This is a genomic window from Nocardioides pymetrozini (assembly GCF_046058985.1).
Lineage (GTDB): Bacteria > Actinomycetota > Actinomycetes > Propionibacteriales > Nocardioidaceae > Nocardioides.
On record NZ_CP175557.1, the window covers coordinates 128,242 to 153,300 of the forward strand.

The window sequence follows — 25,059 nt, forward strand, 5'->3', positions numbered from 1 at the left end:
ACGGTGTTGGGGCTCGTTGATCCCGACGAGCTCGGCCACGTGATGATGCACGAGCACATCGGGCGACCGACCGGCGGGGATGATCAGCCGCGACCCGTGCACTTCCGGGAGCCCGAGGACCCATTGGGCAAGAGCTACGCACACAAGCCGGTGTCTTTGGAGAACCTGTGGTGGGTCCGCTACAACTTCCGCGACAGCCTCGACAACCTCACCCGGGCGCCGTGGCCGGTGTGGGAGACCGAGGTCCAGCGGTACGCCGAGGCGGGCGGCGGCACCCTGTGCGAGGTTTCCGCAGCGAACACCCTCGATCTCGACCGTCTGGCCGCGATCTCCCGAGCCACGGGCGTGCACATCGTCGCCGGGGCCGGCTTCTACCACGACGGCAGCTATCCCAGCCACTTCGACGTCCCGGGGTCCACGGTCGAAGCCCTTGCCCAGATCATGATCGACGCGATCGTGGTGGGGGACAAGGAAGGCAACCGCTGCGGCATGCTCGGCGAGATCGGGTGCTCGTGGCCGCTCACCGACAACGAGCGCAGGGTGCTGCTCGCCGCGGCCATCGCCCAGCGCGCGACGGGCGTCGCCATGTCTATCCATCCCGGGCGCAACGACGCCGCGTTGGCCGGCATTCGCGATGTCCTGGTCGAGGGCGGGGCCGACCTCAGCCGGGTCGTGATGGGCCACATGGACCGCTGCGGGTACTCGCTCCCGGCACGCCGCGACATTCTCGACAGCGGCATGGTGATCGAGTACGACGTTTTCGGAATGGAGGGCCACTACCCGGCCGACGTCGCGTTCGCGGACGGCGCGATGCCCGACATGCCCAACGACACCGGGCGAATCAAGCAGATCGGCGAACTGGTCTCGCTCGGGTACGCCGACCAGCTCGTCGTGGGCCACGACATCCACATGAAGTTCCAAATGACCAGCTACGGCGGCTACGGCTACGGCCACTTCCTGCGCACCGTTCTGCCCCTGTTCGAGGTCTGGGAGGTGCCCGTCGACGCGGTTCGCAAACTCACTCTCGACACACCGCACCGGCTCCTGACCCTCGTCGGCCGAGAGGACTGAACGGATGCCAACCGTTGCCATCGTGGGAGGCCGGGTCATCGACCCCGCCTCCAGTACCGACGCGGTCGCCAACGTCCGGATCGTCGATGGTGTCGTGGCCGAGGTGACATCGGGCGACCTTCCCGACCACGCCCAAGACATCGTTATCGACGCGACCGGACGGGTCGTCTGCCCGGGCTTCGTCGACGTCCACGTCCACGCCCACGACCACCTGACCCAGTCGCTCATGGTGCGCAACGGCGTGACCACCGCTCTTGAGCTTGAGCTCGGCTCGGCCGAGGTCCCGGCGTTCAACGAACGGCTCACCGGCCGTTCCCTGGTGCACTTCGGGGCATCTGCGGGATACGGCTACCTACGCACGCTCGTGCAGACCGGAATCACGCAGTCGAAGTTCGACACTGCGCTGCCCGAGTCCGAGGTGGCTCGACTGGAGGAGCTGGCGCGCGAGCGGGTCGAGCCTGCCGATGTCCGGCGCGTGCACGACCTGGTTGCCGAGCAGCTGGAGGCGGGAGCGATCGGCATCGGGCTCGGGCTCGAGTACGTCCAGGGTGCCGACCAGGTCGAGGTGCTGGAGCTGTTCGAGCAGGCCGCGAGGCTCGGCGCTGCCGTCTTCGTGCACACGCGTGAGTGGCCCAACGCCGACCGCGGCACCCCATTGGGAGCGATGCAGGAGGTCATCGCCTGTGCCGCTAGCACCGGGGCGCACGCCCACATCTGTCACGTGTCCAGCAAGGGTCTCGACGACACCCCCGCGATCCTGCGCGCGATCGCCGGTGCCCGCGTGCGGGGCGTACCACTCAGCGTCGAGGTGCCGTCGGTCGCCGGCGCAACCGGCAAGATCGGTTCGGCGCTATTCTCCGAGGGATGGACCAAGAGGTGGAACTGCGACTATAGCGCGCTGGAGTGGCCGCCCACGGGGGAACGGCTCGACCAAGCCACCTTCGAGCGGCTCCGCGCCGAGCAGCCGACCGCGCTCGTGATGAAACACATCACCCCGGAGTCGGCCGTCGAGGTCGCCCTACAGGACCCAACGGTCATCGTGGCCTCCGACGCGGTGCCAGTCGCCGGCGGCCAGGCGGGCAACCCGCGGGCGGGCGCCACCTTCAGCCGCGTGCTCGGCCACTACGTTCGCGAGCGCGGCCTGCTCTCGCTTTCAGACGCGATCTGGAAGATGACACTCGGGCCGGCGAAGCTGCTGGAGCCGATGTGCGCCGACGCGGCCCGCAAGGGGCGCCTCACGCATGGCGCCGACGGCGACGTCGTCGTGTTCGACCCAACCGTGGTGGCCGTACGAGCCACGGTGCAGCAGCCGGACGCGGCGCCGGTCGGCATCAGCGACGTCCTGGTCGCCGGCGAGCCCGTCGTCCGCGCCGGCGAACTCATCGACGGCGTCCACCCGGGCCGGGCCCTGCGCGGGAGGCTCCGGTGAGCCTGTCCGCTGACCGACGTCGTCGTGGACCTCAGCCGTGCCCTCGCCTAGCCCCGCGGCTCCATGGCGCTCGGCGACCTCGGCGCCGCGTGGTCAAGGTCGAGGCGCCCGGCCACGGCGACGACACCCCGGGGCTGGGGTCCGCCGTTCGTCGGCTCCTCCGAGGACGCGCCGTGGCGACGTACTTCCTCGCGGCCAACCGCAACAAAAAGTCGATCGCGCTCGACCTTGAGAACCTGCACGACAAGCAGGTGATGCTCGACCTGGTCGACCGCGCCGACTTGCTCGTCCAGAACTTCCGCATCGGCGTCCTCGAGCGGCTCGGGCCGGGAATCGAGAAGCCGACCCGCGCGCAACCCGCGCCTGGTCGTCCTGTCGATCATCGGCTTCGGCCACGACGGCCCCGAGTGCCGCCGCGCCGGCTACGACCAGGGTGCCCTGGAAAGGCGTGCACGCTCACGACCGCGACCAGTGTGCTGGTGCGCACGACGCTGCGGCGGCCGGTTCGGCGCCGCTTGTTTAAGCGCGGCGACGACGCCGCGCGTTCGGTCCCACCGAGGTGGCCGAAGGAGTCACCATGTAGCGGCCACACGCGACGCCGACTGGCCACCACGGTGCCTTGGTGTCGGCCGATCCGTCGTGCCCAAAGTTGGGATTGTGGAGGGCTGCTTCTCTGGCCGAACCTCGCAACGGCTCCGCACGTTCGACCTAGTGCATGTCAGAGGCATCAACGCATCGAGGCGCAACCGATAACCCGATGAGGAGTTCAAACCAGTGACCAGCGAACGTAAGGGCATGGTGCAGACCGTACGGGGGCTCGTTGAGCCCAGCGACCTGGGGCCCGTCATGATGCACGAGCACATCGGCCGATCCGTCAGTGACGACGGCTTTCCGTACCCTGCGAAGCAGTACGGGACGGAGGAGGAGCAGCACCTCGCCTCCTCGCCGGTCTCTCTTGAAAACCTCTGGTGGGTCCGCTACCACCTCCGGGACAACTTGGACAATGTTGCCACCCCTGCCGATGATCCGGTTTGGCTAACGGAAGTCAGCAGGTACGCGGCCGCGGGCGGGGGAACACTGGTTGAGGTTACACCGGCTGGCGTTCTCGACGCGGCGCGACTTATCGAACTGTCTCAAAAGACCAATGTCCATGTGGTGCTGGGGACCGGTTGGTACATCGACGGCTCCTACCCGGACGCTCATAGGGTCGAAGAGCGTGACGTCAGTTGGCTGGCCGACAAGATGACCGCCGACATCTTGAAGGGTGACGCAGAAACAGGGGCGAAGGCAGGAATTATCGGCGAGATCGGTTGTTCATGGCCGCTCACCCCGAACGAGGCGAAGGTGTTGCGCGCGAGCGCGATCGCGCAGGCGAACACGGGAGTCTCAATCTCGGTCCATCCCGGCCGGAACGAGGCTGCATTAGGAGAGATCCGCGACATCCTTCACTCGGAGGGCGCGGACCTCTCGCGTGTGATCATGGGCCATATGGATCGCTGTGGCTACGAACTCGACACCCGCAAGGACATCGCCGACTCCGGTGTTGTCTTGGAGTACGACGTGTTCGGCCTGGAGGGCTACTATCCGGCTGAAGCTGCACTTGCTGATGGCGCCATGCCAGAGATGCCAAACGACACTGGCCGGATTAAGCAAATTATGGAGCTTATGGACCTCGGTTATCGCGATCAGATTGTCGTCGGACACGACATTCATATGAAAATGCAGATGACAGCGTTTGGTGGCTGGGGTTACGGACATTTTCTGCGCAACGTAGTTCCCTTGATGAAGATCTGGGGAATGTCGTCGCAGGATGTCGACCAGTTGATTATCGATAATCCTAATCGACTGTTGGCGATGGTCTGAACAATATTTGGAGTTCTTCACTGTGAAGGTGTTGCTTCTTCGCGCGCCGGTCCCGGGAAGATGTCCAGGTCTCCTATCCGACCGCAGTGAGAGTGAGCTGGGCACATTGTGCGCATCGCCTCGTCGTTAGTCGCCCCGCTGCGTCGGCGCTACGAGGGGGCGTAGCGCTTGACTTGCACAGGTGGGGCGTGATTTCGGGGCCGGCTCCGCGTTTGCCTTGGTCAGGGCCGGTGCTGGTGTCGGGCGTGACACACTTAGCCTCAATCCGCCGATGGGGTGGATGGGCTGAGCGTGGCGTAGAACGAGAATGCCTTGTGTAGCGGGAGAATCGAAGTTCTTCAGGCAACGATTCGACCGAATACAAGGGACATCTCTGAGGTGCAACTCTCTCAGACGCTGCGGGCGACATCGGCGCTCTTCGATGATCCGAACCTGGTGTCGGACGCAGGTTTGGTTCCGGTGCTGGCTTGGCCGAGTCCGCGGGGCTCGGGGATCTGGCCGATGAGCAGCTTTGCTGCCGACCGACAAGGGCGCCAACGCGGGGTTGAAGGTTGCCTCGCTGGTCGCCGGGGATGGTCGCCGGCGCTGCTTCGATCGACGACATGGACAGGCTGCGCCATGGCGGGATGGGGCGGATCTTCGCCCGGGCCTACGCACCGTCGACGTTGGGATCGTTCCTTCGTGCATTCACCTTCGGACACGTCCGTCAGCTCGATGCGGTCGCCTCCCGGTTTCTGGTCGCGCTGGCTGGGTTGACCCGGCTGCTGGGCGTCGCGACAACGCCGTCCATGACACCGTGCCCCGCCGATCGGGCGGGGCACGGATCTTGGCTACGCACTGCTCGATGTCGACGACACCATCATCGAGGTCGAGGGTCACGCGAAGCAGGGTGCCGGGTTCGGCTGCTCCGGGGTCCGTGGCCTGAACGCGTTTGCTGGCGACGTTGTGCACCGCCACGAATGCGCCGGTGATCGTGGCGCAACGGCTCCGCAAGGGCTCGACCGGATCACCGCGCGGCGCCATGCGAGGGGTCGGCGACGCGGTCAAGGCCGCCCGCCGGCTCCTCGGAGTCTCAGCACCGATCTTGGTGCGGGCCGACGCGGCGTTGGCACCGGCGCGCCGCTCACCCGCTAGAAGTCGGAAGAGGCAAATGAGCTTGTTGCCGGCGTCGTGTCTCTTGCCGAGGACGCGGGGTGGGCCAACGGTGCCGTAGAGGGGCATTGCGGACCTTTGGTCCTCGATAAACGGCCGCTTCTCCTCGATCACGACGATCTCATCGAGCCCTGCCGCCAATCGCCGATAATCTCCGGCCTAGCTGTTCTGTCCACACAGGTTGGGCACGAGGTCTGCTGGTGACTTGCCGCCGAGCGCGGTGTGACCCGCGGTGGTGATTGTAGGTATGGAGCCAGTCGTCGAAGAGCGCCGCGCGTTCGGCCTCTGGTCTGGGGTCGGTACGGCCGGGTTCGTTTGTGCTTGATCTCCTCGCCGAGCGCATCGGCGAACAGCGTGGAGCGATAGCAGGCGCCGTTGTCAGTGAGCACTCGCTTCACCTCGATCCCGGCTGACTCGAAGTAGGCGCAGGCGCGCTTCCAGAACTCCGCAGCGGTCTCCTTGCGCTCGTCCTCGAGCAGTTCGCTGTAGCCCAGCCGCGAGCAGTCATCGACGGCGTTGTGGATGTACCAGTAGCCCACCCCACGCCCACGATTGCGCTTGCCTTCAGCACGGCCGAGGAAGCGCCAGCCGCCGCCGTCGGGGATCCGGCCGAGCTTCTTGACGTCGACGTGGACCAGGTCACCGGGCGCGTCGTGGACGTAGGTGTTGGCCTTCTTGCGGACCCACTTGATCCGGACGCCGGTGGCGGGGTCGGTCCAGGCCAGTGGCGGGCAGCCGTAGCGGCGCAAGATCTTGTGCACCGTGGAGACCGTCATCCTCAGCCGGTAGGCGATCCGAGCGGGTCCCCAGCGGCGTGAGACGCGCAGCCCGAGCACGCGTCGCTCGACTCGGGTCGGGGTGCGTCGAGGTGAGTGAACCGGGCGTGAGGACCGGTCGTGCAGGCCGGCCCGGCCGTGTTCGCGGTAGCGGTCGGCCCAGCGTCTGGCGGTGGTGACCGAGCAGTTCCAGCGTTCGGCCGCGCGGCGCAGGGTCCAGCCCTTGTCGACGACGAGCTGGGCCAGACGTAGGCGACCGGCCGGGGTCAGGCAGGCGTTAGCGTGGGACAACGAAGACCTCCGATGTCGAGCGAGTGGTTGCGTGGTTGCTCCACACCTCACTCGGAGGTCTTCGTCATCGTCCAGCCGGCACGCCGTACCTAACGTCCGTGGTCAGTACACCTAGCGGCCAGATCATGCCGAGCGTGAGGCAGCGGACCCCGCGGCGTTGGAGCTCGGATGTGTCCAGGCCCAGCCGGTCGAGAGCGTCTTGCAGGTCCATCCAGGTCTTCCCGGCGGCGATCAGCCCGATCAGGTCGTTACTTGTGCTGACGACGGCGCGTTTCAGCTCGTGCGCGTGCGTAGGCCAGCGCTCGGGGCAGCCGGTCGGGGACCACGGTGCGTTCGAGTTTGATCAGGATCGGTCCGGCCAGGAACGCGTCCGGGCGATACGTGCTCGGCTCGAGCTCGGCGAGCACGTGGGGCGCGTCCGGCACGCCGGCGTGAACGGTGGCGGTGAATGTGCTGTCCGCTACGGCGGTGACGATCTTCATCATCGCCGACCACAGGCCGCTGTGGCGGGACGGGTCGACCGCGTGCATCCCGAGGCCGAGGATGTCCTGGGCGTCTGCGGGTACAGCGTCGGGATCAGCAGGTCGGCCAGGGTGAGCTTGGAGGCGCACGCCACCGAAGATGACTTCCCGGCCGGGTCGTCGCCGACCAGTGCGACGGCCCTACCACGAGGGTGGGCCCGCAGCGCGTCGTCGGATGCCCGGTCGAGGCCAGGCGACTTGCCGTACCAGTCGCCCAAGATGCCCTCGCAGGTAGGCGTGCCGAACTGGTCGGCGAGATGGATGCCCATCACCAGGTCGCGGAGCGCTCCTCGTTTCTCCCGGCTGGTGGACGAGGTCCAGGCCGTCGAACAGGCGGCGGCGCCGCATCAGCTCGAGGTCGTAGCGGCCAGCGGGGAGCCTTCGTACCCGGAGACGAACGTCCTGGTCCGTAGGTCTCGTGTGCGGTCACGTGCTGCGCTGTCCCGGACCATCCGCACCAGTGCCTGGATGCCGGTCAGGGACACCGTCCCCTCACGCAGGGTGTAGCGGTCGTCGAGGCGAAGTTCGCCTTCGGGGCACTCATCCGGCGACGACGCCTCGGCGCAGGGCCGCCTTGTCGACCTTGCCGACCGGCAGCCGGGGCAGGTCGGCCACGACCGTGATTTGCTTGGGGACCTTGTACCTGGCCAGCCGGGTGCGCAGGTGGGTGAGCAGGTCTTCGGTGGTGACCTCAGGTGAGGCTTGCACGTAGGCGTGCCCGACCTGCCCGTACAGCTCGTCGGGCACTGGGACGACCGCGGCCAGGTGGACCCCGTCGTGCTCCTCGATCGCGAGCTCGACCTCGCGGCAGTACACGTTGTACCCGCCGGACTTGAACATGTCCCCGAGCCGTCCGGTGAGGACGAGGTTCCCGTCCGAACGCATCCGTACCAGGTCACCGGTGTGCAGCCAGCCCTCCACGAGTGTCTCCGCAGTGGCCTCTGGCCGGTTCAGGTAGCCGAGCATCAGGCAGGGCCCGGCCACGAGCAGCTCGCCTTCCTCGCCGATGGCGCACTCGCGTCCGGACTCGTCCTGGACGCGGACCTCGAAGCTGGGATGCACGGTGCCCACGGTCTCGGCGAGCACCTCATCAGGGGCGTGGTCGGCGGAGAAGGTTACCGACCCGGTGGTCTCGGTCATCCCGTAGCTCGTCGCGAGCGGGGCGCCGGTGGTGCGGAGCCCGGCGACCAATGCGGCGGAGGCGGCACCGCCGCTCCAGGCGACCTGCCGCAGCGAGCTGAAGTCGGTGGTCTGCCAGCGTGGGGAAGCCATCGCGAGCTGGTACATCGCAGGGACGGCGAGCCAGAACGTAATCCGTTCACGTTCGATCGCCGTCAGGGCAGCCTCGGGGGAGAACTTTTCCTCGAACACGATGCACCCGCCGGCCATCATCGTCGAGGTGCTGACGTCCCCGAGGCAGGCGATGTGGTTGATCGGCAGGTCGCACAGCGACCGCAGGTTCGGTGCGGACATCCACCGTTCCACCTGCGGGACGTAACAGGAGACGAACCCGCGGTGCGCGAGCAGCGCCCCTTTGGGCCGGCCGGTGCTGCCCGAGGTGTAGACGAGCGCGACCGGGTCTTCGGCGCTCACTTCGCCGTGCGCGGCCTCCACCGCATCGCCCGTGACATCGTCACCGCTGTCCAGGAACGTCTCCACGGACTGGCCCGTGGCCGACGGAGCGGTATGCCAGGTGACCAGGCGCGCACCGATCGCAGCTGCGAGCCGGCCGAGCATCCGCGTCTGCTCATCGACCTCGGAGATGCTGAACACGACCTTCGGTGCCGCGTCCTGCAGGTTGTACTCCAGCTCCGGCTCGGTGTACTTGGGGCTCAGGCCCAGCCAGATCGCCCCGATCCGGCTGGCGGCCAGGAACGTCAGGTAGTACTCAGGGCGCGGGTTTCCGTACGCCGCAACCCGGTCGCCGCGCTGTACACCGGCGGCGAGCAGCGCGCGGGCGCACCGGTCCACCTGTTCTCGAGCCTCGCCATAGGTGATCTCAGCGCCCCGGTGGCGTAAGAATGGCGCGTCCGGTGACGTACCGGCGTGCAGGTCGAAGTAATCGGTGACCCTAATCAGGTAGGGAATGCTCATGCTGACTCCTTTGGCCGCGGGTCATGAGGACCGCGTTAGACTCTGGGAAACCTACTCTAACGATCGATCGGTTGGTATGACGAGTCAGGAATCACTACACCAGAGAAGCTCCGCCCGTCCCCGTAAGGCGACGGCGACCCAGGACAGCTTCGCCCGCCTGCGCGCAGCCGCGGTCACGCTGTTCGCCCGGCAGGGGTACGTGGCCACTGGGATCCGAGACATTGCCCGCGAGGCCGACCTGTCGACCGCGACGCTGTACCACTACGTTTCGAACAAGGAAGAGCTCCTCGTCGCGATCATGCGCGAAGCCTTCGAGTCCCTGATCGGGAACGCGATGGCCGCGACCGCCGGCCTGCGCGCACCTCAGGAGATGCTCGCGGCACTGGTCCGCCAGCACGTGCTGACTGAGACCGGGAACCAGACGGTGGCCAACGTCGCCACCGTCGAATTCCGCTTCCTCGGACCCGAAGCGCGCGCCGAGGTGGTGCCGCTGCGCGACCAGTACGAGGCGATCTGGCACGGAGTGCTCAGCAAAGGCATCTCCAGCAAGGCCTTCCGCGTCGAGAACCCGACGGTGATGCGCCTGGCGCTCCTCCAGCTCTGCTCTGGCCCGGAGGAGTGGTACCGGCCCGACGGAAATCTGACGCCCGAGGAGATCGCGGAGCAGTACGTCGAGCTGGCACTGCGGCTGGTCGGCGCCCGCAAGTCCCGCAGCGCCAGCTGACCTCCCCAGCTGACCTCCCCAGCTGACCTCCCCAGCTGCCCTCCGCAAGCCGACCTGCACGGGCAGCCATGTACTGGCTGACCTGTGCGCCGGCGCCGGCGCTCAGCGTTCGAGCCTGGATCGGATGAGCTCCTCAGGAGCGCAGGCCCTGCGATGGCTCATCCGTGCCACCACGCGCCCGGCCTCGGTGATCTGGACCTCGAACTGCTGCTGGCGGCCGTCATCGGAGATCAGCTCGGCCTCGGCTCGCAGAACCGCGCCGACCGGGCTGGGCTCGAGGTGATCGATCTCGACCCGGGCGCCCACGTTGAGGGTGCCGTCTGCGTACCGGTCCGCGACCAGGCCGAAGCAGGCCGCCTCGCCGAAGTGGACCAGGAACGGCGTCGACGCGGCCGCGGGAAGACGCGGGTCGAGCGCGGCCGCAGTGTCTTCCAGGGTCACCGTTCGCTCCAGTACGTGACGCTCGTTCATTTGTTCCTCCATGGGTGCCGGCTTGGGATATTGAGGTGCGCACCGTTGACTCGGGCCGCACCACGGACCACAATCCTACAATGCCTATCGACCGATCGATAGGGCCGTTTGCGGGGCGGCCGGCGCGGATCGCCCCGAGCCGGCCGCACCCCTCGCGACATGAACGTGACTGACCGACGACAGGAGCGAAGAGTGACTGCTACACCAGAACCGGCAGCGTTGGTGCAGATGGAGGTCAGGGACGGCGTCGCTGTCCTCACCCTGAACCGACCGGCAAAGCTCAACGCTCTGAACCTGCAGATGCTCACCGACCTGCGCCGCTTCTTCGGCCAGGTCCGTGAGAACGACGCCATCATTGGGGCAGTACTCACCGGCACCGGCACAGCGTTCTCAGCCGGCCAGGACCTCGACGTGACCCCTCAGTCCCGCGAGGAGATGGACCAGGCCATCGAGCACTACAACGACATCACCCGTGCCGTCCTCAGCTGCCCGAAACCGGTCATCGCCGCCATCAACGGGATAGCAGTGGGGGGCGGCCTGGAAATCACACTTCCGTGCGACCAGCGGATCGCCTCCGATAATGCGGAGGTGTTCCTTCCCGAGAACCTGCGCGGCCTGGCCATCTCCAACGGGGCCAGCTACCTGCTCCCGCGACTGGTCGGGTCGTACGCGATGGCGCTGGTGATGGACTCCCGCCGCATCGACGCCCGCGAGGCGCGGCGCATCGGCCTGTTCGACGACGTCGTCGCACCCGCAGACCTGCTCGGCACAGCCCTCGGGACGATCCAACGGTGGGGTGCAGACGGCACCGCGACCCCGATGCACCTGAACCTGATGCGCCCACCGGTGGAAGATGTCGAGCGGGCAATGGAACGCGAACGCCAAGCTGCCGGCAAGCTCGCCGACCGCGGGAAGGTGCGCCGCGGAGCGTACGAGTACCTCGGAGGGAGCCGGTGAGCCCGGTGCCCGGGACACACGGGGTCGTCGCCACCCCCGAGGCGGTCCGTGCCCGTTAGGGAACGGTCGTCGACGTGGTCACAGCGTCACCGGAGGTGATTGGCCGGCTCAACCCTGAGCTGAACGGGTTCGTCTACCGCGACCCCGCGACCCGGCTGGCGCCCCGGCCCAAGCAGAGCAGATCGACGAAGCGTTCCGCCGCGCGGCGAGGACCCAGGCCCGCTCGCCGGCGCTCCGTTCGGGGTGACGGACAACCTCGCCTGCAGGCATGCCGACCCGGCACGGGACCGCGGTCGTCCGCGACGCGCCCCCCGAGGCCGTGCGACGCGCCGTTCGTGCAGCGGCCTCGTACGGCCGGAGCGATCCCGGTCGCAAAGAGCGCGACCCCGGAGTTCGCGATTAACTCCTCCATCCACTCACCCGGGTACGGGGTGACCCGAAACCCGTGGAACCCGGCCTGCCGACGGCGCCGATCGAACGCAGGTGGGCCTCGAGGCGCTTGAGCGGATCCCTGGCCTCCCAGGCGATCGAGGCGTAGCCGGTTGCTTCGGGCGCGTGGACTGGTCGGGTTGAAGGGCTACGTCACCAACATCGAGGCCACGCTCATGCCCGCGGCCGAGGTGATCGCCAGCTACCACGACCTGTGGACCGTCGAGCAGTCCTTCCGGATGTCGAAGACTGACCTCGCTGCCCGGCCGATCTTCGCCCGCACCCGCGATGCGATCGAGACGCACCTGACCATCGTCTTCACTGCGCTCGCGGTGTCCCGAACCGTGCAGGACCGCACCGGCCTGTCGATCCGCCGGTTCCTGCGGACCCTGAGGCCACTGAGGTCGGCAGCCATCCAGATCAACGGCGTCATCACCACGTTCCCACTCGCGATCGCCCCGACGTCCAGGCCATCCGCACCGCGCTGGAACAGCCGATTCCAAGGCACTAAGCCAAATGACCCAACTCAGGGGCTCGCTGTACGCCGTGATCACCGCGTGGCACCGAACCGGCGACGACTGGCAGATCATCTGCATGGACGGAAGTCGGGTGGAGGGCGGCTTCGTCCCCCGGGAGCAGCGCACCACGCCGAACGTCTACACGTACCCGCCGGTCCGGGAGGCCGCCGAGGCGGGCGGCGTCTGATCCCGGCCACCTGTTAGCGGAGTATCGCCTGCGTCTCGGGGCGGATGGTCGTCCATCTGCCCCGCGGCCGATGCGCTTCGGGCGGCCCTTCCAAGCCCCGTCAACCGAATCGCAGGCGCCACCCGCGGCACCGGCCGTCGGTCAGCCGCCGACGTCGCCGCCTCGCAGCAGCGCTGCGCGACGTCGCGCCCGGCATCCTCGGGACCGCCGGCCTGCCGGTGCCTGAGCAGACTGATCAGCCGCGCCCGGCCTGCAGGACACCTACAGGCCGGGCGCTTCCCACTTCTCCACCTGCGGTTCGTCGAACACGAGCAATGTGCGGGTGCTGAGCACGCCCTCCATGCCCTGGATCTCCTCGAGCACCAGGCGCCGCAGATCGGTGTTGTCGCGGGCCCGGACCAGCATGATCACGTCGAACTCGCCGCCAACCAGGGCGAGGTGGGCAACTCCAGGAAGCCTGCGCAGCTTGTCGCGCACGTTCCGCCACTCGGCCTGCCGAAGATTGACCGTGAGATAGGCCGAGGTTCCGAGGCCCGCGGCCACTGGATCGATGTCCGCATGGAAGCCGCGGATGACCCCATCCTCCGTCAACCGCTGGATGCGGGCGTACGCGCTCGCGCGCGAGATGTGCAGCCTCTCGGCCATGGCGCGAATCGAGATCCGGCCGTCCCGGGAGAACTCCTCGAGGATCCGCTCGTCGACATTGTCGAGGGGGCTGGCCATATGTCTCGACCTTTCTACCTGCGCTGCTAGAGAAATGGACGATCAGTCGCTTGATTGCCATGAGTAGTGCACATTGTCTCTGATCGGTCAGCGGTATGGAAACGAATGGCAACCTAAGTGAGGATCTCGCCATGACATCTGATCCAGACCACCTGCTGCCGTCGGAGGCTCCGGTGACGCTCATCGACGCCACCGGCGAGGCCGTCCCCTCTGACGCCTATACGTTGCCCGAGCCCGACGCGTTACTACGCGCCCTCGGAGGTCTGATCTCAGCCCGCCGCCTCAACGAGCAGGCCTATGCCCTCGTCCGCCAGGGTCGTCTGGCGGTCTACCCGTCCTCCCACGGGCAGGAGGCATGCCAGGTCGCCGCCGCCCAGGTCCTCGATGGGGGCGACTGGCTCTTCCCGACCTACCGCGACACCGCGGCCGTCGTCGCCCGTGGCGTCGACCCCGTCGAGGTCCTCACCCTGCTCAAGGGCGACTGGCACTCCGGCTACGACCCGTATGCGCGCAACGTCGCCCCACAGGCCACCCCGCTGGCCACCCAGCTGCTGCACGCCGTCGGGGTCGCACACGCCGCCAAGCTGCGCGGCGAAGACACCGTTGTCATGGCGTTGTGCGGTGACGGTGCGACCAGCGAAGGTGACTTCCACGAGGCGATGAACTTCGCCGCGGTGTTCGGTGCGCCGGTCGTCTTCTTCGTCCAGAACAACAAGTACGCCATCTCCGTGCCACTTGCCCGCCAGACCGTCGCCCCCACGCTTGCTCACAAGGCCGTCGGCTACGGCATGCCGGGGGAGCAGGTCGACGGGAATGACGCCGCTGCACTGCTGGAGGTGCTCGGCAAGGCCGTAGCCCGCGCCCGCGCCGGCGAGGGGCCGCAGTTCGTCGAGGCACACACCTACCGGATGCAGGCCCATACCAACGCCGACGACGCCACCCGCTACCGCGAGGACGCCGAGGTGAAGGAGTGGGAGGCCAAGGACCCGCTCACCCGCCTGGAGACCTACCTGCGCTCGATCGACGCGCTGGACGACACCACGATGGCCGCCTTCACCGAAGCCGCTGAGGAGCTCGCCCAGCGCACCCGCGAGGCGCTGAACGAAGACATCGAGCCGAACCCCGAAGACCTCTTCCGGTACGTGTTCGCCGAGCCCACCCCCCAGCTGCGCGCCCAGCTCGACGTCGTCCTCGACGAGCTCAGCCGAGAGGAGACCTCCTGATGAGCGCCACAACCGTGGGGCACGAGAAGCTCACGATGGCGCAGGCCATCAACCGAGCCCTGCGCGACGCCATGGCCGAGGACCCCACCGTGCTGATGTTCGGTGAGGACGTCGGCCCGCTCGGCGGTGTGTTCCGGGTCACCGACGGTCTGACCCGTGAGTTCGGCGAGGACCGCTGCTTCGACACCCCGCTGGCCGAGTCCGGCATCATGGGCTTCGCCGTGGGACTGGCCATGAACGGCATGCGCCCCGTCGTCGAGATGCAGTTCGACGCATTCGCCTACCCGGCCTTTGAGCAGGTCGTCAGCCATGTCGCCAAGCTTCGTAACCGGACACGCGGCAAGGTCAGCGTCCCGATCGTCATTCGGATCCCGTACGCCGGGGGCATCGGCGGCGTCGAGCACCACTGCGACTCCTCCGAGGCCTACTACGCCCACACGCCGGGTCTGCACGTGCTCGCGCCCTCCACACCGGCCGACGCCTACGCCCTGCTTCGCGAAGCGATCGCCTCGTCCGACCCGGTCGTGTTTCTGGAGCCGAAGAAGCTCTACTGGGCCAAGGACGAAGTCGCCCTCGGCGCCGGGACACAGCCTGGAATCGGACAAGCCGTTGTGCGTCGGGGCGGCACCGACGCCACCTTGATCGCCTACGGAACCTCGGTGCCCACTGCCCTGGAGGCTGCCGAGGCCGCAGCGCGCGACGGCCGGAGCCTGCAGGTCGTCGACGTGCGCTCGATCGTGCCCTTCGACGACGAGACGGTCTTCGCCGCAGTCCGCTCCACGGGCCGTGCCGTCGTCATCGCCGAGGCAAGCGGGTTCGCGTCGGTCGCCGCGGAGATCGCCGCCCGGGTCAGCGAGAACTGCTTCCACTTCCTGGCTGCCCCCGTGCGGCGGGTCACGGGCTTCGACATTCCGTTCGCCCCGCCCAAGCTCGAGCACTTCCAGCTGCCGTCGGTGGACCGGATCCTCGACGCCGTCGACGAGCTTCAGTGGGAGGACTGATGACGCATACCGCTACCGGGAGGACCTTCCTCCTTCCCGATCTCGGGGAAGGCCTGACTGAGGCCGAGATCGTGCGCTGGTTCGTCACCGAGGGCGAACAGGTCGCCATCGACGAGACCATCGTTGAGGTTGAGACCGCCAAGTCGGTCGTCGAGGTCCCCTCCCCGTACGCCGGGGTGGTGCTCACACTCCACGCGGCAGAAGGAGAGACAGTTGAGGTCGGCAAGCCGCTGATCACCGTCGGGTCGAGCACGGCCGCCCTCTCTAGTGAGGATACGACCCGCGATGCTGAGCGCTACCGCGAGGAGGAACAGGCTGGTTCTGGGAATGTGCTCATCGGCTACGGCACCTCCGGGCACGGCGGCTCAGGGCGACGGCGCCGACCCAAGAGCGCTGCCACGGCAGCCACCGCAGCCCCCGCGCCGACACCCGCCGCTGATGCTTCTCGTGCCGCTCCGGAGGCTGCCGCGGCTCCGGCGGGTCCTGTCCTCGTCGTCTCGCCATTGGTCCGCAGGCTGGCCGCCGACCATGGGGTGGACCTGCGCGCACTGAAGCCGACCGGCCCGGGGGGCCTGATCATGCGCGCCGACGTGGAGGACGCGATCTCCCGAAGCGAAAGATCGGGACCGACGCTCGAACCGGCAGGAGCTGCCGCGCCAGCGTCGACCGGTGTCGGGGAGCGGCGCGTCCCGCTCAACGGGTTCCGGAAGGCCGTCTCCACGGCTCTGAGCCGTAGCCGGTCGGAGATCCCCGAGGCGACGGTGTGGGTCGACGTCGACGCGACCGCTCTCGTGGAGCTGCGTGCCAGCGTGCGCACGGCCACCGACCCCGGCCCGGGGCTGCTGGCCTACATCGCCCGCTTCGTCGTAGCCGGCCTGCAGCAGTACCCGGTGCTCAACTCCCGTCTGGACACCGAGCGTGACGAGATCGTCGAGCTCGACCAGATCAACCTGGGAATCGCCGTCCAAGGTGAGCGCGGCCTCGTGGTGCCGGCCATCGCGAACGCGGGAGCGCTGAAGACCTACGAGCTTGACGCGGGCATCCGGGATGTGACTGAACGGGCCAGGCTCGGGAAGGTCACCGCTGAAGAGCTCGCGTCGGGCACCTTCACACTGAACAACTACGGCAGCTTCCGGGTCGACGGCAGCGCAGCCATCATCAACCACCCGCAGGTCGCGATCCTCGGGTTCGGCCGGATCATCGACCGCCCGTGGGTCGTAGGCGGCCAGATCCTGGCTCGCAAGATCACCCAGATGTCCTTCGTCTTCGACCACCGCGTCTGTGACGGCGGCAACGCGGCCGGCTTCATGCGCACCGTGGCCGACGCGATCGAGGACCCTGCCTCCGCGATTGCGAGGATGTGATGGTCAGCGCTGCGACACGCAACCAGGCCGACGTACTGATCCTTGGTGGCGGCTCGGCCGGATACTCCTGTGCCCTGCGCGCCGCGCAACTCGGTCTCAGCGTGGTCCTCATCGAGAAGGGTGAGCTGGGAGGTACCTGCCTCCATGCCGGTTGCATCCCCACCAAGGCCCTGCTGCACGCCGCCGAGGTCGCCGACGCGGTCCGTGACGCCGAGCGATTCGGAATCGGTGCCACGCTGACCGGGATCGACGTTCCCAAGATGCTCCAGTACAAGGCCGGTGTCGTGAAGAAGCTCCACACCGGGCTTGTCGGACTCGTGAAAGCCCGGGGCATCCAGGTCATCAGGGGCGCCGGCAAGGTCGTCGGGCCGCGAGAGGTCGAGGTCAACGGCGAACGCTGGGCCGGCAAGCACCTGGTGCTCGCGACCGGATCCCGCACGCGCAGCCTCCCGGGCGTGGAGGTCGACGGCGTCCGCGTACTCACCTCCGACCACGCCCTCAACCTCGACCGGGTGCCCGAGTCGGTCATCGTCCTCGGCGGAGGAGTGATCGGCTCGGAGTTCGCCAGCGTCTGGCGCTCCTTCGGCGCCGAGGTCACCATCGTCGAGGCGCTGCCGAGGATCTTGGCCGGTGAGGATGAGGCCATCGCCTCAGCCGTGGCCCGAGCGTTCCGCCTGCGTGGTATCGGCATGTCCACCGGTACGCCGGTCAGCAAGGTCGAGACCACCGACTCCGGTGTCCGCGTGCACCTGGAGACAGGGGATCCGCTCGAGGCCGAGATCCTGCTTGTCGCGGTCGGCCGTGCGCCGGTCACCGACGGACTCGGATACGAGGAGAACGGGATCGCGATAGATCGGGGCTGTGTCGTTGTCGACGAGCGGTTGCGCACCACCGTGCCGGGGATCTACGCCGTCGGTGACATCGTCGCCGGTCTGCAACTGGCCCACCGCGGCTTCGCACACGGCATCTTCATCGCGGAGGAGATCGCGGGCCTCGCGCCCATTCCGGTCCGGGACGAGCTCATGCCGCGTGTCACCTACTGTGAACCTGAGGTTGCGTCCGTCGGCCTCAGCGAGGCGGCGGCACGCGAGCGGCACGGGGACAACGCCGTCCGGGTCCTCAGCTACGACCTGGCCGGCAACGGCAAGAGCCAGATCCTGCAGACCCGAGGCATGGTCAAGCTGGTCCAGCAGGTAGACGGGCCCGTCATCGGCATCCACGTCGTGGGCGCCCGTGCTGGTGAGCTGATCGGGGAAGCGCAGCTGGCGACGGCGTGGGAGGCGATGCCTGCCGACGTAGCGCCGCTTCTGCACGCGCATCCGACTCAGAACGAGGCCCTCGGCGAGGCATTCTTGGCCCTAGCCGGGAAGCCGTTGCACGCCCACGGCTGAGACTGTTCGGTCAGTGAACGGAATGGCGCCCGAGCTCGCTGGCAGACGGGCGATGTGGGCTTCGGAAGCTCTGCGCCGACCGGTCCACTCGAGGCCCATCAGGCATCGTCGCGGGGTGCGATCGTGTTCGGCATCGACGCCCGGGTCGGCGCCGTCCCGGGCGAGTACTGCCCCGATGTGCACAGCGTGAACGCTCGGGGCGTCGCCAAGTTGGTCGGCACCGCCCAGCGCGTGCTGCCCAAGGCGTGGCTGTTCAGCACGCTCGTCACCGGCGGCGACGACATCCGGCTGCAACACGTCCTCGAGGAGGTGTACGGCTATCTCGGATTGGCTTTCGACCGCGCGTCGGTCGGATCCATCCGCGCAGAGTCGCCGCACGCGGAACTGGGCGAGGTGGAACTGGCGCTGTTGGAGGTATTCGGAATCGAGACGGTTGCGGTCTCGCAGGTTGATTCGGTGACGCTGGGAGTTGCGGCCAGCCTCCTGCCCCACCATTGCTGTCCGTAGCGATCGGACCGGAAGACCTCAGCGGGCGGACCGTCGTGACGATCCGCCCGCATGCCGTGCGCGTCACGAAACCGCGTGGACCTCGCCGGTGAACATCGACATCGACGCGACCGCGAATCCCTTGGCATGCGCAGCCGTCTCGGCCATCTCGGGGGACTTCATCGCTGCCTTCATCACGTCGGGCCCGTCGAACCAGAGTTCGGCGACGAGGTACGGCGCGTCGCCGCCCAGTCCACGCGGGTGACTCAAGGTGAACCTCGCGAGACCGGGCAGCCTGCGGACGAGGGGGACGTGCTGTCCTGGTAGCGCTGGTCGAACGCGGCCGGATCGGCCGGATCGGCCGGAGCGCCGTACGCGATCGTGATGCGGTGCACGTCAGGCCCCTACCTCTTCGCCACGAGCGTGAGAACGTCGTAGGTCGCCACCGGAGCGTCGTCCTGATTCGTCACGACCGCATCCCAGCGGACCTCGCCGTAGTCGGCGGAGGTGCGCGGCGTGATCTGCTTGACCGTGAGCTGCACCCGGATCGTGTCACCGGCCTTGACCGGGGTCAGGAAGCGCAGGTTGTCGACGCCGAAGTTGGCGAGCACCGGCCCCGGGTTGGGCTCGACGAAGAGACCGGCGGCCAGCGACACGACGAGGTAGCCGTGGGCCACGATGCCCCCGAAGAGCGGGTTCCTCGCGGCGGCCTCGGGGTCGGTGTGGGCGTAGAACGTGTCGCCGGTGAACTCGGCGAAGTGCTCGATGTCGTCGAGCGTGACGGTCCGTGCGGCGCTCTCCGCCGTGTCCCCGATGCTCAGCTCGGCGAGGTTCTTGCGGAACGGGTGGACGTCGGTGATCGTCCGTCGTGAGCCGACGGTCCAGCGGCCGGTGATCGCGGTGAGCATGTCGGGGGAGCCCTGCACGGCGGTGCGCTGCATGTGGTGGAGGACCCCCCGGATGCCGCCGAGCTCCTCGCCTCCGCCCGCGCGGCCAGGCCCGCCGTGCACGAGCACCGGCAGCGGAGAGCCGTGGCCGGTGGACTCACCGGCGTCGTCGCGGTCGAGCACGAGCAGGCGGCCGTGCCAGGGCGCGAGGCCGAGAGTGACCGCGCGGGCGACCCCCGGGTCGTGGGTGACCAGTGAGCCGACCAGGCTCCCGCGGCCGCGGGCGGCCAGGGCGATCGCCTCGTCGAGCGTGTCGTAGGTGAGCACCGTCGAGACCGGGCCGAACGGCTCGACGTCGTGTGGCTCCACGGCGCCGGGCCGGGCGCGCAGCAGCACGGGGGAGACGAAGGCGCCGCGCTCGGGGTCGGCGCCGACGACCTCGACTCGGTCGGGGTCGCCGTAGACGATGTCCGCGGAGGAGCGCAGCGCCTCGATCGCCTTGCGTACCTCCTCGCGCTGGGCGAGGGAGGCGAGCGCGCCCATCCGGACGGAGTCGTCGGCGGGATTGCCGACGGTCGTCTTCGCCAGCCGCGCGGCGATGGCCTCGACGACCTGGTCGGCGATGGCGGTCGGCACGATGGTGCGGCGGATGGCGGTGCACTTCTGGCCGGCCTTGACCGTCATCTCGGTGACGACGCCCTTGACGAAGAGGTCGAACTCGGGGTCGTCGACGGTGACGTCGGGGCCGAGGATCGAGCAGTTGAGGGAGTCGGCCTCGACTCCGAGCTGCAGGCCGCCGTGGACCACCGACGGGTGCGTGCGCAGGATGCCGGCGGTGTGCGCGGAGCCGGTGAAGGCGACGGAGTCCTGCACGCCGAGGTGGTCGAGCAGCGTCCCGGCGCTGCCGCACAGCAGCTGCAGCGAGCCCTCCGGGAGGATCCCGGAGTCGACGATGCGGCGGACCACCGCCTCGGTGAGGTACGCCGTCTGGCTGGCCGGCTTGACGATCGAGGGGAGTCCGGCCAGGAACGCCGGTGCGAGCTTCTCGAGCATGCCCCACACGGGGAAGTTGAAGGCGTTGATCTGGACCGCCACGCCGGGACGTGAGGCGTAGACGTGCTGCCCGAGGAACGTGCCGCCGCGCCCGAGCGGTTCGGGTGGGCCGTCGAGGACGATGGTGTCGTTGGGCAGCTCGCGGGCGCCCTTGGAGGCGTAGGAGAAGAGCGTGCCGAAGGCGCCGTCGATGTCGACCATCGAGTCGCGTCTGGTCGCGCCGGTGCGCGCGGAGAGGGCGTAGAGCTCGTCCTTGTCCTCGGACAGCTGCTTGGCCAGCTGCTTGAGCAGTCCGGCCCTCTCGTGGAAGGTGAGCTCCCGGATGGCAGGGCCGCCCACGGTGCGGGCATGGTCGACCATCGCGGCGAGGTCGAGGCCACGGCTGGAGATGCGCGCGACCTCCTCGCCGGTCACGGCGTCGAGCAGCGGCTCGCCCTCGGCGGAGGCGCGGTACCAGGCCCCCGATGCGTAGCTCTCCAGCATCTCGCTCACGTCTGTCCTCTCGTTGCACTGTCCGTTGCGCGAGCCATTGCCAGGCCTGCGTCCGATGTGCAAGGCTATTACAGACCGTTCGGTCAGTAAATACCTCTCAGAAGTCGGAGGACCGGAATGACAGCGCTTGCAGACGAGGCCGCTCTGCAGTCGTCGTTCGACGCCACCATCGCTCACAACGACCGCATCGAGCCTCGTGACTGGATGCCCGACGATTACCGCCGGACGCTGGTGCGGCAGATCGCCCAGCACGCCCACAGCGAGATCATCGGGATGCAGCCGGAGGGCAACTGGATCAGCCGCGCGCCCTCCCTCCGCCGCAAGGCGATCCTGCTCGCCAAGGTCCAGGACGAGGCCGGTCACGGTCTGTACCTCTACTCCGCCACCGAGACGCTCGGCGTCTCCCGCGAGGAGCTCACCTTGAAGCTGATGAGCGGAGCGCAGAAGTACTCCTCGATCTTCAACTACCCCACCCTCACCTACGCCGACGTGGGGACGATCGGCTGGCTGGTCGACGGTGCGGCGATCTGCAACCAGGTGCCGTTGTGCCGGACGTCCTACGGACCCTACGGCCGGGCGATGATCCGCATCTGCAAGGAGGAGTCCTTCCACCAGCGCCAGGGCTACGAGCTGCTGTCGACGATGATGCGGGGGACTGACGAGCAGCGGGCGATGGTGCAGGAGTCCGTCGACCGGTTCTGGTGGCCTGCGCTGATGATGTTCGGCCCGCCCGACGCCGACTCGCCCAACACCGAGCAGTCGATGACGTGGGGCATCAAACGCCACACCAACGACGAGCTGCGCCAGCGGTTCGTCGACATGAGCGTGCCGCAGGCGGAAGCGCTCGGCGTCACGTTCCCGGACCCGCAGCTGCGCTGGAACGAGCAGCGTGGGCACTACGACTTCGGCCAGCCCGACTGGGAGGAGTTCTGGCAGGTCGTCAAGGGCAACGGCCCCTGCAACGCACAGCGCCTGGCCCACCGCAGGAGGGCCTACGACGACGGCGCCTGGGTCCGTGAGGCCGCGATCGCCTACGCCGAGTCCGTCGGGCGTGCGCAGAACCGCGGCGACAACGAGGAGGTCCGATGACCGGCGTCAAGGCCGAGTGGCCGCTCTACGAGGTGTTCGTGCGCGGCAAGCGCGGGCTCAACCACGTCCACGTCGGCTCGCTCCACGCCGCCGACGACCAGATGGCGCTGCGCCATGCGCGCGACGTCTACACACGCCGCAACGAGGGTGTCTCGATCTGGGTGGTCCGCTCCTCAGACATCACCGCGTCGAGCCCCGACGAGAAGGACCCGCTGTTCGCGCCGGCCGGCGACAAGGTCTACCGGCACCCGACGTTCTACGACATCCCGGCCGACGTGCCGCACATGTGAGGACGACATGACCCAGCCGACGCATTCATCCGTGAACCCGCCCGTGATTCACACACACGTGCCCGACGACCATGAGAGCGCCTACGACGGCCTGCTGGTCAACGACTCCCACTGGGCGTTCGGCACCGACTTCGAGGACCCGCTGGCGGGCGTCGACACGACCGTGCCGGACGGCGTGGACGCCCGGGCGCTCGCGACGTACTGCCTGATGCTCGGCGACGACGCACTGGTGTTGTCCCAGCGCCTCGCGGAATGGTGCAGCAACGCGCCGGACCTCGAGGAGGACATCGCCCTGGCCAACATCGCGCTGGACCTGCTCGGCCAGGCCAGGCTGCTGCTCGCCCGGGCCGCAGCCGCCGATCCTGCTGTTGTGCCGACCCTCCCCGAGGGCTCCCCGGTGCCGGCCGAGGACGCCCTGGCGTTCTTCCGTGAGGCCGGCGAGTTCCGCAACGTCCGGCTGGCCGAGGTCCCGAACGGCGACTTCGCGGAGGCGGTCGCCCGGATCCTGCTCTTCTCCACCTGGCGACTTGCGCTGTTCGAGGGACTCGCGCGCAGCCGCGACGCCGTGCTTGCCGCCGTGGCTGCCAAGGGCGTCAAGGAGCTCGCCTACCACCGTGACTTCGCGGGCCGCTGGTTCGTGACGCTCGCGCAAGGGACGGAGGAGTCCCGCCGGAGACTGGCCGTCGCCCTCGAGGGGCTGATGCCGCTGTGGCCAGAGCTCTTCACGCCGCACCCGATCGAGACTCAGGTCGCCGAGGCGGGCGTCGGCGTCGATCCGGCGTCCGTGGCCGAAGAGGCCGACGTCGTCCTCGAGCAGGTGTTCGCCGTCGCGGACGTGACCCGACCGGATCGGCCGCCGCTGGCTGGCATCCAGAGGCGCACCGGCCGCGACGGCCTCCACACCGAGGCGTTGAGCCGGATGCTCGCCGAGATGCAGGTCGTCGCCCGCGCCCACCCGAGGGGGACCTGGTGACCAGGGCAGAGCTGCTCGAGCGAGCGCGCACGGTCGCGGCCGAGGTCACCGATCCCGAGCTGCCCATGCTCACCCTCGCCGACCTCGGCGTGCTCCGGGAGGTCGAGATCGACGAGACCGGCCGCGTGGAGGTGGCGATCACGCCCACCTACAGCGGCTGCCCGGCGATGGCGACGATGCGCGACGACGTGATCCACCGGCTGATGGAGGCCGGGTTCGAGGAGGTCAGGGTCCGGGTCGCGCTCCATCCGGCCTGGACCACCGACTGGATCAGCCCTCACGGGCGCGCTGCGCTGGCGCAGGCGGGCATCTCGCCCCCGGGGCCCGCGCCCGTCCGCCGCGGTCCGGTGCCGCTCACCCTCGGTCCGGTACGCCGCCGGGTCGCGTGCCCCCGGTGCGGCTCGACCGACGTGGACCTCTCGTCGGAGTTCGGCTCGACCGCCTGCAAGGCGCACTACCGCTGCCGCACCTGCCTCGAGCCCTTCGACCACGTCAAGGAGATCTGACCCCGTGACCCAGACCATGACGCCTCGCTCGCGCGCCGCGACCGACTTCCATGCCCTGACCGTCGCCTCGGTCGAGCGGCTCACCGACGACGCGGCGGCCGTCACGTTCGACGTGCCGCCCGAACTGCGTGAGACCTTCGCGTTCGACGCCGGCCAGTCGCTGACGCTGCGGCGCGTGATCGGGGGGATCGAGCATCGGCGTACGTACTCGATCTGCGCTCCGGCGGGCGCGGCGCCGCGGATCGGCGTGCGCGAGATCCCCGGCGGGCTCTTCTCCTCGTGGCTCATCCATCAAGTCCGCCCGGGCGACACGATCGAGGTCCAGGCGCCCTCGGGCAACTTCCGGGCCAGTGCGGCCGAGGCCGGCCGGCACCTGTGCATCGCCGCCGGGTCGGGGATCACGCCCATGCTGTCGATCGTCTCGACGGTGCTGAGCAACCCCGAGAGCACCGCGACGCTGCTCTACGGCAATCGGAGCACCAACACGGTGATGTTCGCCGAGGAGCTCGCCGACCTGAAGAACAGCCATGCTGCGACTTTCGACCTCGTGCACGTGCTCTCGCGCGAGCCGCGCGACGTCGAGCTCTTCTCCGGCCGACTCGATGCCGACCGGCTGCGGACGATCCTCACCCTGCTCGTGCCGCTCGAGCAGGTCGACCACGTCTGGCTCTGCGGCCCGCTCGCCATGATCGAGGACGCGCGCCGCGTGCTCGACCAGCTCAGCGTACCGTCGGAGCGCGTGCACTTCGAGCTGTTCTTCGTCGACGAGCCGCCGCCGCAGCTCCGCCACGAGGACGCCACTCTCGACGGCGTCACCAGCGACGTCACGGTGGTCCTCGACGGGCGCAGCACCACCACGCCCATGCCGCGCAACCGCAGCATCCTCGACTCCGCGCAGGAGACCCGCAGCGACCTGCCGTTCGCGTGCAAGGGCGGGGTGTGCGGCACCTGCCGCGCCCACGTGACCGGCGAGGTCGACATGGTCCGCAACTACGCGCTCGAGAAGGCCGAGGTCGACGCCGGCTTCGTGCTCACCTGTCAGACCTATCCCGTCAGTGACGCCCTCACCATCGACTTCGACGCCTGACCATCCCCAGG

24 protein-coding genes and 4 pseudogenes are annotated in these 25,059 nt (G+C 68.5%); 21 read left to right on the plus strand and 7 right to left on the minus strand.

Annotation, left to right across the window (positions count from 1 at the left end; genetic code table 11):
* Positions 1–3 precede the first annotated feature (3 nt).
* The 6 genes and pseudogenes from ACJ5H2_RS22250 to ACJ5H2_RS22275 all read left to right on the plus strand — a co-directional run.
* Positions 4–1,071 (plus strand): hypothetical protein, encoded by a 1,068-nt coding sequence (locus tag ACJ5H2_RS22250; RefSeq protein WP_408899901.1) that lies wholly within the window; start codon positions 4–6, stop codon positions 1,069–1,071.
* A 4-nt stretch (positions 1,072–1,075) separates the two neighbouring features.
* A complete protein-coding gene (locus ACJ5H2_RS22255; protein ID WP_408899902.1) occupies positions 1,076–2,500 on the plus strand; it encodes an amidohydrolase family protein in 1,425 nt (474 codons plus the stop codon).
* Positions 2,501–2,589: 89 nt separating this feature from the next.
* Positions 2,590–2,784, plus strand: a pseudogene (locus ACJ5H2_RS22260) (CoA transferase); the annotation flags it as partial.
* A 97-nt stretch (positions 2,785–2,881) separates the two neighbouring features.
* Entirely contained in the window at positions 2,882–3,253 is a 372-nt protein-coding gene (locus tag ACJ5H2_RS22265; protein WP_408899935.1) for a hypothetical protein, read from the plus strand.
* Between the two features lie 93 nt (positions 3,254–3,346).
* Positions 3,347–4,363, plus strand: coding sequence for a phosphotriesterase (locus ACJ5H2_RS22270; protein ID WP_408899903.1), 1,017 nt, complete (start codon positions 3,347–3,349; stop codon positions 4,361–4,363).
* Between the two features lie 378 nt (positions 4,364–4,741).
* Positions 4,742–5,468: pseudogene (locus ACJ5H2_RS22275) on the plus strand (IS1380 family transposase); the annotation flags it as partial.
* A 206-nt stretch (positions 5,469–5,674) separates the two neighbouring features.
* Here ACJ5H2_RS22275 and ACJ5H2_RS22280 read toward each other — a convergent pair.
* From ACJ5H2_RS22280 to ACJ5H2_RS22290, 3 genes and pseudogenes are all read right to left on the minus strand, one after another.
* Positions 5,675–6,582: pseudogene (locus tag ACJ5H2_RS22280) on the minus strand (IS481 family transposase).
* A gap of 248 nt (positions 6,583–6,830) precedes the next feature.
* Positions 6,831–7,112: a hypothetical protein gene (locus tag ACJ5H2_RS22285; protein WP_408899904.1), complete on the minus strand. Its 282-nt coding sequence runs from the start codon at positions 7,110–7,112 to the stop codon at positions 6,831–6,833.
* Positions 7,113–7,643: 531 nt separating this feature from the next.
* A complete protein-coding gene (locus ACJ5H2_RS22290; RefSeq protein WP_408899905.1) occupies positions 7,644–9,197 on the minus strand; it encodes a class I adenylate-forming enzyme family protein in 1,554 nt (517 codons plus the stop codon).
* A gap of 76 nt (positions 9,198–9,273) precedes the next feature.
* Between ACJ5H2_RS22290 and ACJ5H2_RS22295 the strand changes: the two genes are divergently transcribed.
* Positions 9,274–9,921 carry a TetR/AcrR family transcriptional regulator gene (locus ACJ5H2_RS22295; RefSeq protein WP_408899906.1) on the plus strand — a complete coding sequence of 216 codons (648 nt, stop codon included), beginning with the start codon at positions 9,274–9,276 and terminating at the stop codon, positions 9,919–9,921.
* Positions 9,922–10,023: 102 nt separating this feature from the next.
* Here the strand turns inward: ACJ5H2_RS22295 and ACJ5H2_RS22300 are convergent, their stop codons facing one another.
* On the minus strand, positions 10,024–10,362 hold the full coding sequence (locus tag ACJ5H2_RS22300; protein ID WP_408899907.1) for a thioesterase family protein: 339 nt from the start codon (positions 10,360–10,362) through the stop codon (positions 10,024–10,026).
* A 258-nt stretch (positions 10,363–10,620) separates the two neighbouring features.
* On the opposite strand from ACJ5H2_RS22300, the gene ACJ5H2_RS22305 reads away from it, so the two are divergent.
* The 4 genes and pseudogenes from ACJ5H2_RS22305 to ACJ5H2_RS22320 all read left to right on the plus strand — a co-directional run bounded on the left by ACJ5H2_RS22305 (position 10,621) and on the right by ACJ5H2_RS22320 (position 12,483).
* Complete coding sequence (locus ACJ5H2_RS22305; protein WP_408899908.1) at positions 10,621–11,349, plus strand: enoyl-CoA hydratase/isomerase family protein; 729 nt, start codon at positions 10,621–10,623, stop codon at positions 11,347–11,349.
* A gap of 335 nt (positions 11,350–11,684) precedes the next feature.
* Entirely contained in the window at positions 11,685–11,852 is a 168-nt protein-coding gene (locus tag ACJ5H2_RS22310; RefSeq protein ID WP_408899909.1) for an amidase family protein, read from the plus strand.
* A gap of 30 nt (positions 11,853–11,882) precedes the next feature.
* Positions 11,883–12,248, plus strand: a pseudogene (locus ACJ5H2_RS22315) (transposase); the annotation flags it as partial.
* Positions 12,249–12,294: 46 nt separating this feature from the next.
* Positions 12,295–12,483: a hypothetical protein gene (locus tag ACJ5H2_RS22320; protein ID WP_408899910.1), complete on the plus strand. Its 189-nt coding sequence runs from the start codon at positions 12,295–12,297 to the stop codon at positions 12,481–12,483.
* Positions 12,484–12,744: 261 nt separating this feature from the next.
* On the opposite strand, the gene ACJ5H2_RS22325 is transcribed toward ACJ5H2_RS22320, so the two are convergent.
* On the minus strand, positions 12,745–13,206 hold the full coding sequence (locus ACJ5H2_RS22325; RefSeq protein WP_408899911.1) for an Lrp/AsnC family transcriptional regulator: 462 nt from the start codon (positions 13,204–13,206) through the stop codon (positions 12,745–12,747).
* Positions 13,207–13,337: 131 nt separating this feature from the next.
* Between ACJ5H2_RS22325 and pdhA the strand changes: the two genes are divergently transcribed.
* From pdhA to ACJ5H2_RS22350, 5 genes are all read left to right on the plus strand, one after another.
* Positions 13,338–14,429, plus strand: a complete 1,092-nt coding sequence (pdhA, locus tag ACJ5H2_RS22330) for a pyruvate dehydrogenase (acetyl-transferring) E1 component subunit alpha (protein ID WP_408899912.1) — start codon at positions 13,338–13,340, stop codon at positions 14,427–14,429.
* Positions 14,429–15,430 carry an alpha-ketoacid dehydrogenase subunit beta gene (locus ACJ5H2_RS22335; RefSeq protein WP_408899913.1) on the plus strand — a complete coding sequence of 334 codons (1,002 nt, stop codon included), beginning with the start codon at positions 14,429–14,431 and terminating at the stop codon, positions 15,428–15,430. Before pdhA ends, ACJ5H2_RS22335 begins: the two co-directional genes overlap by 1 nt.
* Positions 15,430–16,794, plus strand: a complete 1,365-nt coding sequence (locus ACJ5H2_RS22340) for a dihydrolipoamide acetyltransferase family protein (protein ID WP_408899914.1) — start codon at positions 15,430–15,432, stop codon at positions 16,792–16,794. The genes ACJ5H2_RS22335 and ACJ5H2_RS22340 overlap by 1 nt, the downstream gene beginning before the upstream one ends.
* Positions 16,794–18,185 carry a dihydrolipoyl dehydrogenase gene (gene lpdA / locus ACJ5H2_RS22345; protein ID WP_408899915.1) on the plus strand — a complete coding sequence of 464 codons (1,392 nt, stop codon included), beginning with the start codon at positions 16,794–16,796 and terminating at the stop codon, positions 18,183–18,185. The genes ACJ5H2_RS22340 and lpdA overlap by 1 nt, the downstream gene beginning before the upstream one ends.
* A gap of 123 nt (positions 18,186–18,308) precedes the next feature.
* Positions 18,309–18,692, plus strand: a complete 384-nt coding sequence (locus ACJ5H2_RS22350) for a hypothetical protein (protein WP_408899916.1) — start codon at positions 18,309–18,311, stop codon at positions 18,690–18,692.
* A gap of 63 nt (positions 18,693–18,755) precedes the next feature.
* Here ACJ5H2_RS22350 and ACJ5H2_RS22355 read toward each other — a convergent pair whose 3' ends face one another.
* Together ACJ5H2_RS22355 and paaZ are read right to left on the minus strand one after the other, a co-directional pair.
* Positions 18,756–18,941, minus strand: a complete 186-nt coding sequence (locus ACJ5H2_RS22355) for an EthD domain-containing protein (protein ID WP_408899917.1) — start codon at positions 18,939–18,941, stop codon at positions 18,756–18,758.
* 134 nt (positions 18,942–19,075) lie between these two features.
* A complete protein-coding gene (gene paaZ, locus ACJ5H2_RS22360) occupies positions 19,076–21,103 on the minus strand; it encodes a phenylacetic acid degradation bifunctional protein PaaZ (protein ID WP_408899918.1) in 2,028 nt (675 codons plus the stop codon).
* Positions 21,104–21,220: 117 nt separating this feature from the next.
* On the opposite strand from paaZ, the gene paaA reads away from it, so the two are divergent.
* The 5 genes from paaA to paaE are packed head-to-tail and all read left to right on the plus strand — an operon-like array spanning position 21,221 to position 25,048.
* Positions 21,221–22,192: a 1,2-phenylacetyl-CoA epoxidase subunit PaaA gene (gene paaA / locus ACJ5H2_RS22365; RefSeq protein ID WP_408899919.1), complete on the plus strand. Its 972-nt coding sequence runs from the start codon at positions 21,221–21,223 to the stop codon at positions 22,190–22,192.
* Complete coding sequence (gene paaB, locus ACJ5H2_RS22370) at positions 22,189–22,482, plus strand: 1,2-phenylacetyl-CoA epoxidase subunit PaaB (RefSeq protein WP_408899920.1); 294 nt, start codon at positions 22,189–22,191, stop codon at positions 22,480–22,482. Before paaA ends, paaB begins: the two co-directional genes overlap by 4 nt.
* 7 nt (positions 22,483–22,489) lie before the next feature.
* Positions 22,490–23,455 carry a 1,2-phenylacetyl-CoA epoxidase subunit PaaC gene (gene paaC, locus ACJ5H2_RS22375; protein ID WP_408899921.1) on the plus strand — a complete coding sequence of 322 codons (966 nt, stop codon included), beginning with the start codon at positions 22,490–22,492 and terminating at the stop codon, positions 23,453–23,455.
* Positions 23,452–23,961 (plus strand): 1,2-phenylacetyl-CoA epoxidase subunit PaaD, encoded by a 510-nt coding sequence (paaD, locus tag ACJ5H2_RS22380; protein ID WP_408899922.1) that lies wholly within the window; start codon positions 23,452–23,454, stop codon positions 23,959–23,961. Before paaC ends, paaD begins: the two co-directional genes overlap by 4 nt.
* Before the next feature lie 4 nt (positions 23,962–23,965).
* Positions 23,966–25,048: a 1,2-phenylacetyl-CoA epoxidase subunit PaaE gene (gene paaE / locus ACJ5H2_RS22385; RefSeq protein WP_408899923.1), complete on the plus strand. Its 1,083-nt coding sequence runs from the start codon at positions 23,966–23,968 to the stop codon at positions 25,046–25,048.
* The last annotated feature ends 11 nt before the right edge of the window (positions 25,049–25,059 follow it).

Excerpts from the sequence above, each read along its gene's own strand:
- paaA (WP_408899919.1), top strand. The coding sequence starts at position 21,221 with ATGACAGCGCTTGCAGACGAGGCCGCTCTGCAGTCGTCGTTCGACGCC.
- ACJ5H2_RS22305 (WP_408899908.1), top strand. The coding sequence starts at position 10,621 with ATGGAGGTCAGGGACGGCGTCGCTGTCCTCACCCTGAACCGACCGGCA.
- ACJ5H2_RS22285 (WP_408899904.1), bottom strand. The coding sequence starts at position 7,112 with ATGCACGCGGTCGACCCGTCCCGCCACAGCGGCCTGTGGTCGGCGATG.
- ACJ5H2_RS22295 (WP_408899906.1), top strand. The coding sequence starts at position 9,274 with ATGACGAGTCAGGAATCACTACACCAGAGAAGCTCCGCCCGTCCCCGT.
- ACJ5H2_RS22335 (WP_408899913.1), top strand. The coding sequence starts at position 14,429 with ATGAGCGCCACAACCGTGGGGCACGAGAAGCTCACGATGGCGCAGGCC.
- ACJ5H2_RS22255 (WP_408899902.1), top strand. The coding sequence starts at position 1,076 with ATGCCAACCGTTGCCATCGTGGGAGGCCGGGTCATCGACCCCGCCTCC.
- lpdA (WP_408899915.1), top strand. The coding sequence starts at position 16,794 with ATGGTCAGCGCTGCGACACGCAACCAGGCCGACGTACTGATCCTTGGT.
- ACJ5H2_RS22290 (WP_408899905.1), bottom strand. The coding sequence starts at position 9,197 with ATGAGCATTCCCTACCTGATTAGGGTCACCGATTACTTCGACCTGCAC.
- pdhA (WP_408899912.1), top strand. The coding sequence starts at position 13,338 with ATGACATCTGATCCAGACCACCTGCTGCCGTCGGAGGCTCCGGTGACG.
- paaB (WP_408899920.1), top strand. The coding sequence starts at position 22,189 with ATGACCGGCGTCAAGGCCGAGTGGCCGCTCTACGAGGTGTTCGTGCGC.
- ACJ5H2_RS22325 (WP_408899911.1), bottom strand. The coding sequence starts at position 13,206 with ATGGCCAGCCCCCTCGACAATGTCGACGAGCGGATCCTCGAGGAGTTC.
- ACJ5H2_RS22270 (WP_408899903.1), top strand. The coding sequence starts at position 3,347 with ATGATGCACGAGCACATCGGCCGATCCGTCAGTGACGACGGCTTTCCG.
- paaC (WP_408899921.1), top strand. The coding sequence starts at position 22,490 with ATGACCCAGCCGACGCATTCATCCGTGAACCCGCCCGTGATTCACACA.
- ACJ5H2_RS22340 (WP_408899914.1), top strand. The coding sequence starts at position 15,430 with ATGACGCATACCGCTACCGGGAGGACCTTCCTCCTTCCCGATCTCGGG.
- ACJ5H2_RS22320 (WP_408899910.1), top strand. The coding sequence starts at position 12,295 with ATGACCCAACTCAGGGGCTCGCTGTACGCCGTGATCACCGCGTGGCAC.